Annotated in this window: 15 protein-coding genes; 7 read left to right on the plus strand and 8 right to left on the minus strand. The window is 64.0% G+C overall.

Annotated features, from left to right (window positions below):
• The 3 genes from AKL28_RS07785 to AKL28_RS07795 form a co-directional block, all read left to right on the plus strand.
• Window positions 1-548, plus strand: a 548-nt coding sequence (locus tag AKL28_RS07785; protein WP_197091052.1) for a GreA/GreB family elongation factor, incomplete at its 5' end; no start/stop codon positions are given.
• Window positions 549-590: 42 nt separating this feature from the next.
• Window positions 591-1280: a response regulator transcription factor gene (locus AKL28_RS07790; RefSeq protein WP_050467560.1), complete on the plus strand. Its 690-nt coding sequence runs from the start codon at window positions 591-593 to the stop codon at window positions 1278-1280.
• Window positions 1280-2698, plus strand: a complete 1419-nt coding sequence (locus tag AKL28_RS07795; protein WP_050467561.1) for a sensor histidine kinase — start codon at window positions 1280-1282, stop codon at window positions 2696-2698. Before AKL28_RS07790 ends, AKL28_RS07795 begins: the two co-directional genes overlap by 1 nt.
• Before the next feature lie 8 nt (window positions 2699-2706).
• On the opposite strand, the gene AKL28_RS07800 is transcribed toward AKL28_RS07795, so the two are convergent.
• Window positions 2707-3954 (minus strand): cation:dicarboxylate symporter family transporter, encoded by a 1248-nt coding sequence (locus tag AKL28_RS07800; protein WP_156226266.1) that lies wholly within the window; start codon window positions 3952-3954, stop codon window positions 2707-2709.
• Window positions 3955-4225: 271 nt separating this feature from the next.
• On the opposite strand from AKL28_RS07800, the gene AKL28_RS07805 reads away from it, so the two are divergent.
• Window positions 4226-5155: a LysR substrate-binding domain-containing protein gene (locus AKL28_RS07805; RefSeq protein ID WP_050467563.1), complete on the plus strand. Its 930-nt coding sequence runs from the start codon at window positions 4226-4228 to the stop codon at window positions 5153-5155.
• 38 nt (window positions 5156-5193) lie between these two features.
• On the opposite strand, the gene AKL28_RS07810 is transcribed toward AKL28_RS07805, so the two are convergent.
• Window positions 5194-5610 carry a hypothetical protein gene (locus AKL28_RS07810; RefSeq protein WP_156226272.1) on the minus strand — a complete coding sequence of 139 codons (417 nt, stop codon included), beginning with the start codon at window positions 5608-5610 and terminating at the stop codon, window positions 5194-5196.
• 72 nt (window positions 5611-5682) lie between these two features.
• Entirely contained in the window at window positions 5683-6858 is a 1176-nt protein-coding gene (locus AKL28_RS07815) for a methyltransferase (RefSeq protein WP_050467564.1), read from the minus strand.
• 26 nt (window positions 6859-6884) lie between these two features.
• On the opposite strand from AKL28_RS07815, the gene AKL28_RS07820 reads away from it, so the two are divergent.
• Both AKL28_RS07820 and AKL28_RS07825 read left to right on the plus strand, forming a co-directional pair.
• Window positions 6885-7079, plus strand: a complete 195-nt coding sequence (locus tag AKL28_RS07820) for a hypothetical protein (RefSeq protein WP_050467565.1) — start codon at window positions 6885-6887, stop codon at window positions 7077-7079.
• Entirely contained in the window at window positions 7076-7366 is a 291-nt protein-coding gene (locus tag AKL28_RS07825) for a hypothetical protein (protein WP_050467566.1), read from the plus strand. Before AKL28_RS07820 ends, AKL28_RS07825 begins: the two co-directional genes overlap by 4 nt.
• A gap of 76 nt (window positions 7367-7442) precedes the next feature.
• Here AKL28_RS07825 and AKL28_RS07830 read toward each other — a convergent pair whose 3' ends face one another.
• From AKL28_RS07830 to AKL28_RS07840, 3 genes are all read right to left on the minus strand, one after another.
• The gene (locus tag AKL28_RS07830) at window positions 7443-8321 is read right to left on the minus strand and encodes a pirin family protein (protein WP_050467567.1); all 879 of its coding nucleotides are present in this window, start codon (window positions 8319-8321) and stop codon (window positions 7443-7445) included.
• A gap of 82 nt (window positions 8322-8403) precedes the next feature.
• Window positions 8404-9273, minus strand: a complete 870-nt coding sequence (locus AKL28_RS07835) for a pirin family protein (RefSeq protein ID WP_050467568.1) — start codon at window positions 9271-9273, stop codon at window positions 8404-8406.
• A gap of 133 nt (window positions 9274-9406) precedes the next feature.
• Window positions 9407-9802 carry a DoxX family protein gene (locus AKL28_RS07840; RefSeq protein ID WP_050467569.1) on the minus strand — a complete coding sequence of 132 codons (396 nt, stop codon included), beginning with the start codon at window positions 9800-9802 and terminating at the stop codon, window positions 9407-9409.
• A gap of 187 nt (window positions 9803-9989) precedes the next feature.
• Here AKL28_RS07840 and AKL28_RS07845 point away from each other — a divergent pair, with 187 nt between their 5' ends.
• On the plus strand, window positions 9990-10907 hold the full coding sequence (locus AKL28_RS07845; RefSeq protein ID WP_050467570.1) for a LysR family transcriptional regulator: 918 nt from the start codon (window positions 9990-9992) through the stop codon (window positions 10905-10907).
• 6 nt (window positions 10908-10913) lie between these two features.
• Here AKL28_RS07845 and AKL28_RS07850 read toward each other — a convergent pair whose 3' ends face one another.
• On the minus strand, window positions 10914-11885 hold the full coding sequence (locus AKL28_RS07850) for a GlxA family transcriptional regulator (RefSeq protein WP_050467571.1): 972 nt from the start codon (window positions 11883-11885) through the stop codon (window positions 10914-10916).
• Between the two features lie 95 nt (window positions 11886-11980).
• Entirely contained in the window at window positions 11981-13261 is a 1281-nt protein-coding gene (locus AKL28_RS07855) for an MFS transporter (protein WP_082221410.1), read from the minus strand.
• Between the last annotated feature and the right edge of the window lie 15 nt (window positions 13262-13276).

Below are 13276 nucleotides of genomic sequence, written 5' to 3' on the forward strand. Positions count from 1 at the left end.
TTCGCCTTGGTCTCGTGGTCTCGGAATGTGTATACGAGACTGCGCTGAAGGCATTCCTGGGCTGCGGTTTTCTGCTTGACAGCGAAACGCCCACGCTGAAGTCATATGCCATGAGCTCGGAGCGTTATTTTCAGCTCTTGCGCGAAGGTCCTGTGAGTGGCCCCGCCGAGATCTACATCACTGAAATCGACCAGGCCCGACTCAGGAACCTGGTCATGCTGGAGCAAGGCCCGGATGTGGTCGAGCTGGAGTACGAGATCGAGCGAGCCACTGTCGTTAATCCGCGTCAGGTGGCGCGGGATGTGGTCACGATGAACTCAAGAGCCTTGCTGCATCTGGACGACGAGGAAATAGAGGTGGATTTGGTCTACCCGCAGGACGCGGACGGCAGTGCCGGGAAGCTGTCGATCTGCTCCGGCGTCGGCACCGCGATCCTGGGCTACAAGGAAGGCGATACCATCGACTGGCGGATTCCGGGCCGAACCTGCCATATTTTGATTGAGAAAGTGCTTTACCAGCCGGAAGCCGCGGGCGATTTCCACCTGTAGGTCCGCTACGGCTGCGGCACCGCAACAAACTTGAGATAACCCATGCGTATCCTGCTGGTCGAAGACACCTCCGACGTGGCCGAAGCCATCGTCTCCCACCTCGCCCGTATCGGCCATACCGTGGAGTGGGAAAGCAACGGCGCTGCCGCCGGACGCCGCATGGCCGATTCCTTCGACCTGGTGATCCTGGATGTGATGCTGCCGCAGCAGGATGGCTTCTCGCTGCTGGAGCAATTGCGCGGGCGCGGCCAGAAAACGCCGGTGCTGATGCTGACCGCCTGCGCCGAGATCGAGGAGCGCGTGCGAGCGCTGGACCTGGGAGCCGACGACTACCTGATCAAACCCTTCGATTTCCGCGAACTGGACGCGCGCATCCGTGTGCTGCTGCGCCGCAGCGGCGGCGAGTCGACCAACCTGATCCACTGCGCCAACGTCAGCATCGACCGCAAGAGCCGCAGCGCCACGCTGGACGGCGTGCCGATCGAGCTGACCCGGCGCGAGGTGACCCTGCTGGAGATCATCGCCTCCCGCCCCGGCCGCATCTTCAACAAGGACGAACTGATGGACCGCCTGTTTACGGTAGACGACACGCCCAACGCCAATACCGTCGAACAATACGTTGCCCGCCTGCGCAAGAAGCTGGCCGGCGCCGCCTTCGAGATCCGCACCCTGCGCGGCCTGGGCTACCAGTTGGTGCTGCACGCCCCTGCCGACGGCGGCGCGCTCCACTGATGCAGCCGCGCACGCAGCACGTCGTCGCCGGACGCTCGCTCTATACCCGGCTGGTCACCCGCGTGGGCGCGGTGCTCACTATCAGCGCCGCCGCCCTGCTGATCGCCATCTGGATCTCGACCCAGCTGGCAGCCAATGAGGCCTATGACCGCATCCTTTCCGGTAGCGCGTTGCAGATTGCGGAAAACACCTGGTACGAGAACGGCGCCGTCAACGTCGACGTGCCGCTGGCCGCACTCTCGATGCTGGGCACCGGCGACCATGCGATCTACGTCGTGCTCGATCCGCAAGGCCGGGTGATCGCCGGCGATGGCGAATTCCGCCCCGATATCCCGTGGGAAAAGCTGGAGCAAGGCCCGCTGCTGCGCGATGGCGAATATCTCGGCACACCGGTGCGCATGGCCATCATCGGCCGCCGCATGCCGGTCGACGGCCCGCATCCGTGGGCGGTGATCGTACTGGTGCAGACCAACAATGCCCGCATGTCGTTCGCACACAGCCTGGGCAGCAAGGCGCTGCTGGTGATCATCGCCATGAGCGTGCTGACGCTGGTGGCGGCCATGTTCACGCTGTACCAGGCGCTGGCGCCCTTGAAACGTATCGAAGCCGCCATCCGCGAACGCGACCTGAACGACCTCTCGCCGCTGAACCTGACCGTGCCGGCCGAGACCCACGCGCTGGTTTCCGCCATCAACGCCTTCATGCAGCGCCTGGCGATACACCGCGCCACCATGCGGCGCGTGATCGGCGACGCCGCCCACCAGCTACGTACCCCGGTCACCGCCCTGGTATCGCAAATGGAATTGCTGGAAACCCAGACCAGCGAGGAAAAGCGCCAGCGCCACCTGGACCAGTTGCGCGAGCGCACGCGCAGCCTGGGCGCGCTGGTGAACCAGTTGATCAACCACGCCATGGTGCAGCACCGCAGCGACATCAGCCTGCAGCAACGCATCGACCTCGGTGAGCTGGTGCGCTCGCAAATGACCGATGTGCTGTCCAACCGCGAACGCACGCCCGACCTGGCGCTGGACATGCCGGAAGCGCCCTGCTTCATCCGCGGCGATGCCATCAGCCTGGGTGAAGCCATCAAGAACATCCTCAACAATGCGCTGCAATACGGCTCCCCGGGCCTCTTGCACGTGCGGCTTGAGGCGAATGAGGCGCGCAATGAAGCGCGTTATGTACTGCACTTCATCGATGACGGCCCCGGCATCCCCGCCGCCGACTGGGAACGGCTGCGCAAACCCTTTTCACCGCGCGGCGAGGGCCGCATGGGCGCAAGTTTGGGCTTGTCCATCGTGGAAGAAGTAATGCGCGCGCATGCCGGCGGCATGCGCTTCGAACATACGGCGCAAGGGTATTTTTCGGTAGTGCTGGATTTTCCGGCGTGGCAGGCGCCTGCCGAAGAGCAGGCTTGAACAGGCCCTCACTCGCCCCCCAGCTCGCGCCGCATCGCCTCACGGTCGAACTCGCGCTCCCATACGGCGATCACCACGCAGGCCAGGCAATTGCCGATCACATTGGTCAGCGAACGGCACTTCATCAGCCGCTCCACGCCCAGTAACAGCACGATTCCGCCCACCGGCACCATCTGCAACGCGGCCAGCGTCGCCGCCAGCGCGATAAAACCGGAGCCGGTCACGCTGGTGGCGCCCTTGGAAGTGAGCATGGCGATCGCCAGCAGCGTCAGCAACTGCCATGCGCCGAGGTGCACACCCGAGGCCTGCGCCAGGAACAGGGTAGCCATCGCCAGGTAGAGATTGGTGCCGGAAAGATTGAAGCTGTAGCCGGCCGGCAGCACCAGCCGCACCACATTGCGCGAGCAGCCGATCTTTTCCATCTTCTCGATCAGCCCCGGCAATGCCGCCATCGACGAGGCCGTGAAGACCACCAGCAGAAGCTCATCGCGCACATAGGCAATCATCCTGAACAGGTTCACGCCGACCGCGCGCGCCACCAGCGCCATCACCACCGCGACGAAGAAAATGCTGGCCAGGTAGATCGCACCGACGAAGCGCAGCAACGGCAGCATCGAGCCCGGGCCATAACGGCCGATGGTAAAGGCCATGGCGCCGAACGCCGCCAGCGGCGCCAGCTTCAGGATCAGGCTGACCATCCCGAACAGCACGCCGAGGATGGCTTCAATGAAATCGCGCAGTTGCGCCATGCGGGGATTGACCGCCGACAGGTGGCCCAGCGCGACGCCGAAAAACACCGCCACCAGCAGGATCTGCAAGCTGTTGTTGTACACGAAGGCGCCAGCGAAACTATCGGGGATCAGGCCCAGGGCGAACTGGTCGAAACGAAAGTCTTCGGCCCGGCGTATGTAGCCCGAGACCATCTGCCCGCCGGTGCTACCCGCCGCCTCCGCTGCCGTGGCCGACAAATCGAGATGAAAACCGCTGCCCGGCTCCAGCAGCACCGCGGCGCCGATACCGACCGCCAGCGACAGCAACGCCATCGCCTCGAAATACAGCACCGCCTTGCCGCCGACCTTGGCGGTCTGGGCCCGTCCCTGCATGCCGGCGATGCCCGATACCACAAGCGCGAACATGATCACGCCGATCAGCATGCCGATCAGCTTGACGAAACCATCGCTCAACGGCTTCATCTGCACGGCCAGATCGGGTTGCCATTGGCCCAAGGCGATACCCGCGGCAATCGCTGCCGCCATCTGAACCAGACCGTTCCTGAATATCTTCCCCGACATCGATGCTGGACGCCGTCGAACCGGCGCTGTCTCCCTCTTTGGTTTATTTCGTGTTTTTTGTCTTGTTGTGTCCCGGCCATCCTGGCGATGGCTGCAGCATGGAGTCTACCGGCCAAGTCTCCGCTGCGTACGCTAAGGGATATCCGTCATTGCTGGCGGCATACAGTGCAGAGAGGATCTGTAAAATATATCAAAAATAATATTTCCAGATAAACAAAATATGGAGACAGATTGAATGGAATTGCGCCATCTCCGCTATTTCCTCGTGGTCGCGGAAGAACAGCACTTTACCCGTGCCGCCGAACGGCTGGGCATGCAACAGCCGCCGCTGAGCCACCAGATCCGCCTGCTGGAACAGGAGCTGGGCTTCGAGCTGTTGCGCCGCCATCCCAAGGGCGCCGACCTGACCGCCGGTGGGAGAGTCTTCCTGGAAGAAGCCAAAGCCATCCTGCACAGCGTGGAACTGGCTTCGCAAAAAGCCGCACGTGCAGCGCAAGGCTTCGCCGGCACCATCGCCATCGGCTTCACCAGCTCGGCGGCAGCGCACCCCCTGATCCCCGGCATCATCCGCGCCTACCGCGAAGCCTATCCCCGCGTGCATATGGCGCTGACCGAAGCCAATGCGGCGGAACTGACCGAAGACGTCATGCATGGCAAGGTCGATATCGGCTTCCTGCGCCAGCCCGTGGCCCAGCCGCAAGGCATTGCCTTCCACGAATTGCTGGAAGAGGAAATGCTGCTGATCCTGCCCGCAGGCCACCCGCTGCTGGCGGGCAAGCGCGACACATCGGCGGCCGACGATAGCCTGCCTTCAGTCTCGTTGAACGCGCTGGCAGCGGAGGAATTCATTCTGGTGCGCCGCCACGGCGCGCCGGGCATGTACTCCAACCTGATCGCAGCCTGCGAAAACGCCGGCTTCACCCCGAAGATCGCGCTGGAAATCGACCGCATGCTGACCAACATCAGCCTGGTGGCCGCGGGCGTGGGCGTGTCGGTGGTCCCGGCTTCGATGAAGAGCTTCCACCGGGAGAGCGTGGTGTATTGCCGTGTGAAAGATGCCAGGCCGGCGCTGCTGGCGCCGATCAACCTGGTGTGCCGCAGCGGAACGGGCGAGCCGACGCAGCAGAACTTCCTTAAACTGGCGCGGGAATTTGCCGGACGCTGAAGACTGTATCGCTTAGCCCCCGTATCTCCGGCAATTTTTCACTTCCATTCCAGGATCGCATTGCTGCGGTCCAGCCAATGCACCTTGATGCCACCCGGCGCCACCTTGCGGCCGGCGCAGGCGCTTGCGGCAAGGCTGAACGGCGCATCGTAGAAACGGCCGCCGGCCGATGAGCGCATGGCGGTCTGCGGCGCGTTCTTGGCAATCCAGTCCGCCGCATTGGTGCGCAGGAAAATCATGCAGGCATTACCGCTGGCCTGGGCCACCTGGCAAGTGCAGCTATTGCCGGACGTGGTGATCGGCTCGCTCAGTTGCTGGTTGCGGTTCAGCGGGTCCGGCACCGGAATGGGCACCGGGACAGGAACCACCTGGTTATGCGTACCGTAGCTGCCGCCCAGGTCGCGTGCGGTCACCCCCTGGGCAGATGCCTGCCCTGCGCAACCCAGCGCCAGCATGAGGGCCGTGCAGCGCAGGAATACGGCATGGATGGCATTGGCGTTCATCGTCGGCTCCCTTGGTTTGGATGGTCAGGCACGTACCTTGAGGCGCCACAGCGAAGTGGTTTCCTTGCTGCGCGCCGCGTACAGCGGATCGTCGCGATCGGCGGCCTTGCCGTGGCGCGGCTTGGTGTCGATACGGCCGGCCACTTCCAGGCCGGCGGCAGAGATTGCTTCGGCCAGCATGCCGGGGGCGCGCAGGCCCAAGTGTTCTGCAAAATCGGACATGATCAGCCAGCCTTCGCCGCCCGACTCCAGATGCTGGGCAAGGCCATTGAGGAAGCCCAGCAGCATGCGGCTGTCCGGATCGTAGACGGCGTGCTCGATGGGCGAACTGGGGCGCGCAGGCAGCCAGGGCGGATTGCAGACGATCAGCGGCGCCCGGCCTGCGGGAAACAGGTCGGCCTGGTGCAACTCCACCTGCGCCAGCACCCCCAGGCTTTTCAGGTTTTCGCGCGCGCATGCCAGTGCGCGCTCATCCATGTCGGTCGCCACCACCTTGCGCACGCCGCGCTTGGCCAGCACCGCCGACAAGACCCCGGACCCCACGCCGATGTCGAAAGCCAGCGCAGTCGACGGCAGCGGCGCCTGCGCCACCAGCTCGACGTATTCGCCGCGCACCGGTGAGAACACGCCATAGTAAGGATGGATGCGTGCGCCCAGCGAAGCGATCTCCACGCCCTTCTTGCGCCACTCATGAGCGCCGATCAAGCCCTGCAGTTCGCGCAACGATGCTGCAAACGGCTGGGCGCCCAATTGCGGCCCATACGCCTCGGCGCAGGCATCGTGCACATCGGGCGCGCGCCGCAGCGGAATGCTGAAACCGGAATCGAAGGGAATCAGCAGCATGCCCAGGATGCGGGCGCGCTGCGCCTGCATCTGCCGCTGGTGGTGAAAGGCCTGGGCCGGCTGCGCTGCCGCATCCTTCTCGGCCACCTTCTTTTTGGTTTCGAAACGCTCGCGCGCGCGATCGACGCGGCGGCCCAGGGCCTGCAGCAACAAACGTGCGTTCTGGAAGTCGCCGCGCCACAACAGGCCGGTGCCTTCGCAGGCCAGCTTGTAGGCGGTATCGGCAGGAATCTGGTCGTCCGCCTCCACCACGCGTTTTGGGGGGCCGTTGCCGGCTTCCGAATGCCAGGGCAGCGTCTGCTGCGCGCCGTCGGCCTGCCATGCGATGTGGGGAGCGAAATCTTGGGATATGGTCATTAATTGGCAATAAGAATGGCGGCGCCATGAGGGTTCCGCCGGAAACAGCTGCCAGTGTAACAAAGCGCACTGCCGCCGCGCTTGGGGAACTTGCCTTTTCAGACGGCAACCAACCGATCATGGCATTTGATGCCGGGCAAATTACCGGCAGCTTTTTTCGCCGGCACTGCCGCATTCTGGCTATGATGGAGAACGGCCAACAACCGAAGGAGAAAAGATGAGCGACACGCAAACGGATACGCCGGACTTCAACCACCAGCGCTTGCTGCAGATGGTGAACGAATTTGAACTGGAATTGCAGAAACAGCCTGCCGACAGCCTTGACGCGCAACAACTGCGCGAAGACATCGCCCGCCTGAAGGAGCACTTGTCGGCGCCGCAACCGCATACCGGCTCGGTGCGCGACTCCTGGCAGTCGTTGCGCAGGGCCGCCGACAGCGTGGAAAACGCCGTATTGAAAGACAGCCCCTACATCGCCGAGATGGGCCGCATCATCGGCCTGATGTAATTCCTTTCCCCCAATAAGAAACCGCCTGCCGCATTGACTGCGGCAGGCGGTTTTCCTTTGTGCGCGACGAATTGGCTCAATGCACCGGCAGCGGAATCCATTCGGTCTCGCCGGGGATGTCCGGGAACATGCTCTTATCGCGCGCATTCCAGGCCGTTTTGGCGGCTTCGATCTTGTCTTTCGAGGTGGCGACGAAATTCCACCACACGAAGCGCGGCCCATCCAGCGGCTCGCCGCCCAGCAGCATGAAGACCGCGTCGCTGCCGGCCTTGAGCGCGACTGCAGCACCCGGTTCCAGGATGGCCAGCGTACCGGCCTCCAAAGGCTCGCCATCCAGCGACACGTCACCTTTGACCACATAGACGGCGCGCTCGGCGACATCGGCGGGAATCTCCAGCTCGGCGCCCTTTTCCGCGCTGCCGGCCACGTACAGCGTGGGGCTGGCGGTCGCCACCGGCGAACTTGCACCGAAGGCCGAACCCGCCAGCACATGCAGTTTGGCCCCGCCAACTTCGACGACCGGCATTTGCTCGGCCGGGTAATGGTGAAACAGCGGGGCGCCGTCTTCTTCGCCGGCCGGCAAGGCTACCCACATCTGCAGGCCGTGTACCGGCACTTTTTGCTCGCGGATGTCTTCGGGAACACGCTCGGAATGGACGATGCCGCGGCCGGCGGCCATCCAGTTCACCGCGCCCGGCGTGATGCGCTGGACCACGCCCAGGCTGTCACGGTGCATCATGGCGCCGGAGAACAGGTAGGTCACGGTGGCCAGGCCGATGTGCGGATGCGGGCGGACATCGCCTTCAGTGGTGCCGGCATCGAATTCGACCGGTCCCATGTGATCGAAGAACACGAAGGGACCGACGGTGCGGGCCGCGGCCGCCGGCAGCAGGCGGCGTACCGGAAAGCCGATGTCGCGGGTCAGGCCCTGGATCTTGTGGCGGATGTTGCTCATACAGTACTCCCAGATGACGGGCGCCTGGTTGGGGCGCCCGCGGTTGTTATCGGACTCGGAATAATCCGTTCAAGATATCCGCTTAAAAACGGCCGGCGCGGAAATCGTCGATGGCCTGCTCGACCTGTTCGCGGGTATTCATCACGAACGGCCCCCATTGGGCAATAGGCTCATTCAGGGGCTTGCCGGCGATCAGCAGGAAACGGCTGCCCTGCTCCGCTTTCACCGACACCCCTGCGGCGCCGGCGGCATTGTTGAGCACTGCCATGCGGCCGGCATCGGCCATCCGGCGTTCGCTGCGGTCGCCACTTTCTGCGCCGACCGCCAGCTTGCCTTCATACACATACAGGAAGGCATTGTGCGTGGCCGGGATCGGCAGGTCGATGGCCACGCCCGCCTCCAGCGCGATATCCAGGTACAGCGGCTCGGTGGTGTCGCGGTGGATCGCACCGGCCGTGCCGAACGCTTCGCCTGCCAGCACGCGCACCTTCACGCCGGGCTGCGGCGACACCTCGGGGATGCCGGCGGACGGAATGTCGCTGTAGCCGGGATCGGTCATCTTGTCGCGGCCGGCCAGGTTGACCCACAGCTGGAAACCGCTCATCAGGCCATTTTCCTGTTCCGGCAACTCGGAGTGCACCAGGCCGCGGCCGGCGGTCATCCACTGCATGCCGCCCGGTTCCAGCAAACCTTCATTGCCGGCGTTGTCGCGATGGCGCATGCGGCCGGCCAGCATGTAGGTCACGGTCTCGAAGCCGCGATGCGGATGGTCGGGAAAACCGGCCAGGTAGTCGCTGGGCTCGTCCGAATGGAAAGCGTCCAGCATCAGGAACGGGTCCAGGCGGCGTTGCAGGTCATGGGTCAGCACGCGGGTGAGGCTGACGCCGGCGCCATCCTGGGTAGGGATGCCGTTGACGAGTCGTTCGATCTGGCGGGTGTAGGGGGTGTTCATGGTGCTTTCTCCTTGGGTGCGTCCGCATCATGGGCCAATGTCATCGGCTCATGGACGGCTGCCTGGGTGATTCAATTTCATTCAATGCGGTTTCCTGCGCCTGGCCGGCGATGTTCCAGGCACAGGCGGCGATTTAGTGGGGACGCTCGGGCTGGGCTTCCGGATCGATGGACGACACCAGCAGCAAAGCGCCGATCAGCGACAGGTTCTTCAGGAACTGGGTCAGCTGCGCTTGTGCGGCAGCGCCTTCCATGTTCCAGAAATGGTGGGCCGACAAGGTCGCGCCAACCGTGAACAGCGCGATCACCAGCGACACCGGCTTGACGCCGCGGCCGAACATCAGCAGCAGGCCGCCGCCGACTTCGACCAGGATGGTCACCACTACCGCCACCGTGGGCACAGGCAGACCCAGGCTGGTGAAGTAGCCGACCGTGCCGGAAAAACCGAGGATCTTGAAGATGCCGGAAACGACGAACAGCGATGCCAGCAGGATGCGGCCGATGCGATAGATGTTGATATTGGTGATCATGGTGTGCCTCTCCGTGTGGGATTTGGTTTGGAATATTTCCTGATTTCAATTTCCCGGCGGATCAGTAAGTGTTGCCACTGTTTGCTGCAACCGGTAGCAACAGAATAAGCAAAATATCGGACAAACAAAACTGATTATCTTTATATAATCAATATCTAATTATTAGATATAGTTTTACATCTCACCCATGAACATCGAACGCCTTTCCCTGGACCAGTTGCGCGTCTTCGTGCAGGTCGCCGACAACGGCAGTTTCCTGGCGGCGGCCCGCAAGCTGGCGCGCGCGCAGTCGGCGGTCAGCTATGCCATCGCCACGCTGGAAGAACAACTGGGTGTCACCTTGTTCGACCGCAGCGGCTACCGGCCGCAACTGACCGCCCCCGGCATGGCGCTGCTGGCCGATGCGCGCCAGGTGCTGGATCATGTGGATTCGCTGCAAGTGCGCGCCAGTTCGTATGCCAAGGGACAAGAGCTGGAAGTGGCGCTGGCGGTGGATGTGTTCTTTCCCACGGCGTGCCTGGTGGATTTGCTGCGGCGTTTCCGCGATGCCTTTCCGGCAGTCACGGTGCGGCTGGATATCGAGGCGCTGGGCGCGGTGGCCGAACGCGTGTTGGACGGGCGCGCCATGCTGGGCATTCTCGGTACCTTGCCGACTACCCCGCCCAACCTGCTGCGCATCACCCTGCCCAGCGTGAAGCTGGTGGCGGTCGTGGCGCCGCACCACCCGCTGGCGCAGGTCAAGGGGCGTGTTTCTGAAAAGCTGTTGTTGCAGCAGACCCAGCTGGTGCTGTCGGACCGCAGTGAACTCACCGCCCGGCAAGACTTCTCGGTGCATTCGCGGCTGACCTGGCGCATGAGCGACCTCGGCACCAAGCACGCGCTGCTGCGCGCCGGCATGGGCTGGGGCAACATGCCGCTGCATGTGGTGCAGGCCGACCTCGCCGCCGGCCGGCTGGTGAGCATCGCCACCATCCACCATCCGCCGCAGGGCTCCGAGCTGCCGGTGCAATGCGTCTACAAGCCCGATTACCGCGCCGGGCCGGCACTGTCGTGGTGGCTCGATTCGCTGGCCGAACTCAGGACGCTGGAGCCGCTCAAGTCCTGATCGCGGTCAATGCGCGGAAAACCGCTCGCGGTACTGCGCCGGGCTCACGCCCAGCTGGCGCTGGAACACGCGGCGCAGGTTCTGTTCTTCGCCATACCCGGCATCGGTGGCGATGCGCTTGAGCGGCAACGAGGTTTCTTCCAGCGCACGCCGGGCGGCTTCCAGCCGCATCAGCTCCACCGTGCGCGCAGGCGTACGCCCAAGCTCGGCGACGTAGGCGCGGGCAAAGGTGCGCGGACTCATGTTGACGTAGCCCGCCAGGTTTTCCACCCGCAAGTCATCGCCGAGATGCGCGGCAATCCAGGCATGCAATTCGACAAAGCGCCCCGCCCCGGCCGATTGCGAGGCCAGCGGTATGCTGAACTGGGATTGCCCGCCCGGGCGCTTGATGAACATCACCAGCTGGCGCGCCGTGGCGATGGCTTGCTTGTGCCCGCAATCCTGCTCCACCAGGGCCAGCGCCAGGTCGATGCCGGCAGTCACCCCGGCCGAAGTCCAGATACGCCCTTGCCGGATGAAAATAGGCTCTGCATCCACTTCCAGCCGGGGATATTGCCGCTGCAATTCGGCGGCCCAATTCCAGTGCGTGGTCACGCGCAAGCCGTCCAATACGCCTGCCTCGGCCAAATGGAAGGCGCCGGTGCAGACCGAACACACCCGCTGCGCCTGTGGTGCGCGACGGCGTATCCATTGCACCAGCGCGGCATCGGTGACGAAGGTCTCGCCCGTGCTGCCGCCGGGAGAAATCAGCGTATGGATGCCGGCGCTGGATTCCAGCTCGGCATCCAGCGCCGCCAGCGATTGCGTGGCGACAGGCAAGCCGGCGCCGGTGACAATGCTGCCGCCGCTGGCGGACACCACATGCAGACGGTACGGGCCAGCCTCGCCGGCAAGCCGGTTGGTGGTGGCGAACACCTGCAGCGGTCCGGACAGGTCGAGCAGGTTCATGCCTTCGTAGGCCAGCACCACCACGCGCATGGGCTGGGCGGATACATTTTTCTTCGGTGAACTGGGGCTCACTGTCTGCCTCGCAAAATCTCGTTGGACTCTCTCGATGTTATCCCATGCGCTCGTCAAGCCGGACGCGGCTGGCCGGCGCGCTGCCCGAGCATCCAGTATGCGGTGGCCAGCGCACTCAGCAGCAGGATGGGCAGAATCGCCACGTTGAGCGTCTGCCAGCCAAAGCGCGCCAGCAAGGGGCCTGCGCCGAGCGTGGCCAGCGCCGTAGCGGCGTAGCGCAGCAGTTCGGAAAAACCCTGGGTCTTGGCCTGTTCGGATGGCGTATAGGAGCGCGCCAGCAAGGTGGTGCCGCCGACGAACATGAAATTCCAGCCGATCCCCAAGAACAGCAGCGCCGCGTAGAAAGCCGGCAGGCTGGTGGAAGCCATCGCGGTCACGGCGCAGGCCAGGTTCAGCGCCAGCCCGGCCATCAGCACCGCGCCAAGGCCGAAACGCTTGACCAGGCGACCGGCGAAAAAGGATGGCGCATACATGCCCACCAGATGCCACTGGATGATCGCCGCGCCGTCATCGATGCGATGGTGGCAAGCCACCGCCGCCAACGGAGCCGCGGTCATGATGAACATCATCACCATCGAACCTGCCACGTTGTTGGCCACCGATGCGATGAATACCGGCGTACGCGCTATCCGGCCCAGCGTGCGCGCCGGCGCCGAGGCCTGTGCACCGGCATCGGCCGATCCCTGCGAAGGAGCCACATCGCGGTACAGCAACAGCAGAACCAGCACCGACAGCGCGCCCATGACAGCCACCACCAGATAGGCGCCGGCGAACAGGGCCGACGGGAACAGATCCTTGCTCCATGCGGCCAGCGCGGGCCCGGCGATGGCCGCGATCACGCCGCCGGCCAGTACCGTGGAGATGGCGCGGCTCTTGAATTCGTCGGAGACGGCATCGGCCGCGGCCAGCCGGTAATACTGGGCAAAGGCCTGGAACACGCCGACCAGCGCGGTGCCTGCGCAAAAGGTCCAGAAGTCGCCATGCCATATCGACCATACCGATACCAGTCCACCCACGCAGCAGCTGGCGGCGCCCAATGCGAACGACAAGCGCCGTCCCAGGCGCTGGATCAGGAAGGCGGCAAACCAGGTAACGAGCGCGCCGGCAACGGTGATCAGGGCGAACGGCAAGGTCGCCAGCGATTTGTCCGGCGCCAGTTGCCAGCCGGTCAGCGCGGTCAGCGTCAGGTCGATGGAGATGGCGCAGGTGAACAGGCCCTGGCATACCGCCAGCACCGTCGGGTTGTATCTTCCTGCTGCATAAGGCTGCGGTAAGGAAGCCGCCTTAACATGGTCGAATTGCTGCCCGGGATGGCCTGTCGGCGGTGTTGTCATGGTTTTTCGCTCTGG

The sequence above is a fragment of the Herbaspirillum chlorophenolicum genome (assembly GCF_001189955.1).
Lineage (GTDB): Bacteria > Pseudomonadota > Gammaproteobacteria > Burkholderiales > Burkholderiaceae_D > Herbaspirillum > Herbaspirillum chlorophenolicum.

Coding starts and splice junctions, on each gene's coding strand:
- AKL28_RS07790 (WP_050467560.1), top strand. CDS start 591: ATGCGTATCCTGCTGGTCGAAGACACCTCCGACGTGGCCGAAGCCATC.
- AKL28_RS07795 (WP_050467561.1), top strand. CDS start 1,280: ATGCAGCCGCGCACGCAGCACGTCGTCGCCGGACGCTCGCTCTATACC.
- AKL28_RS07800 (WP_156226266.1), bottom strand. CDS start 3,954: ATGGCGGCAGCGATTGCCGCGGGTATCGCCTTGGGCCAATGGCAACCC.
- AKL28_RS07805 (WP_050467563.1), top strand. CDS start 4,226: ATGGAATTGCGCCATCTCCGCTATTTCCTCGTGGTCGCGGAAGAACAG.
- AKL28_RS07810 (WP_156226272.1), bottom strand. CDS start 5,610: ATGCTGGCGCTGGGTTGCGCAGGGCAGGCATCTGCCCAGGGGGTGACC.
- AKL28_RS07815 (WP_050467564.1), bottom strand. CDS start 6,858: ATGACCATATCCCAAGATTTCGCTCCCCACATCGCATGGCAGGCCGAC.
- AKL28_RS07820 (WP_050467565.1), top strand. CDS start 6,885: ATGAGGGTTCCGCCGGAAACAGCTGCCAGTGTAACAAAGCGCACTGCC.
- AKL28_RS07825 (WP_050467566.1), top strand. CDS start 7,076: ATGAGCGACACGCAAACGGATACGCCGGACTTCAACCACCAGCGCTTG.
- AKL28_RS07830 (WP_050467567.1), bottom strand. CDS start 8,321: ATGAGCAACATCCGCCACAAGATCCAGGGCCTGACCCGCGACATCGGC.
- AKL28_RS07835 (WP_050467568.1), bottom strand. CDS start 9,273: ATGAACACCCCCTACACCCGCCAGATCGAACGACTCGTCAACGGCATC.
- AKL28_RS07840 (WP_050467569.1), bottom strand. CDS start 9,802: ATGATCACCAATATCAACATCTATCGCATCGGCCGCATCCTGCTGGCA.
- AKL28_RS07845 (WP_050467570.1), top strand. CDS start 9,990: ATGAACATCGAACGCCTTTCCCTGGACCAGTTGCGCGTCTTCGTGCAG.
- AKL28_RS07850 (WP_050467571.1), bottom strand. CDS start 11,885: ATGCGCGTGGTGGTGCTGGCCTACGAAGGCATGAACCTGCTCGACCTG.
- AKL28_RS07855 (WP_082221410.1), bottom strand. CDS start 13,261: ATGACAACACCGCCGACAGGCCATCCCGGGCAGCAATTCGACCATGTT.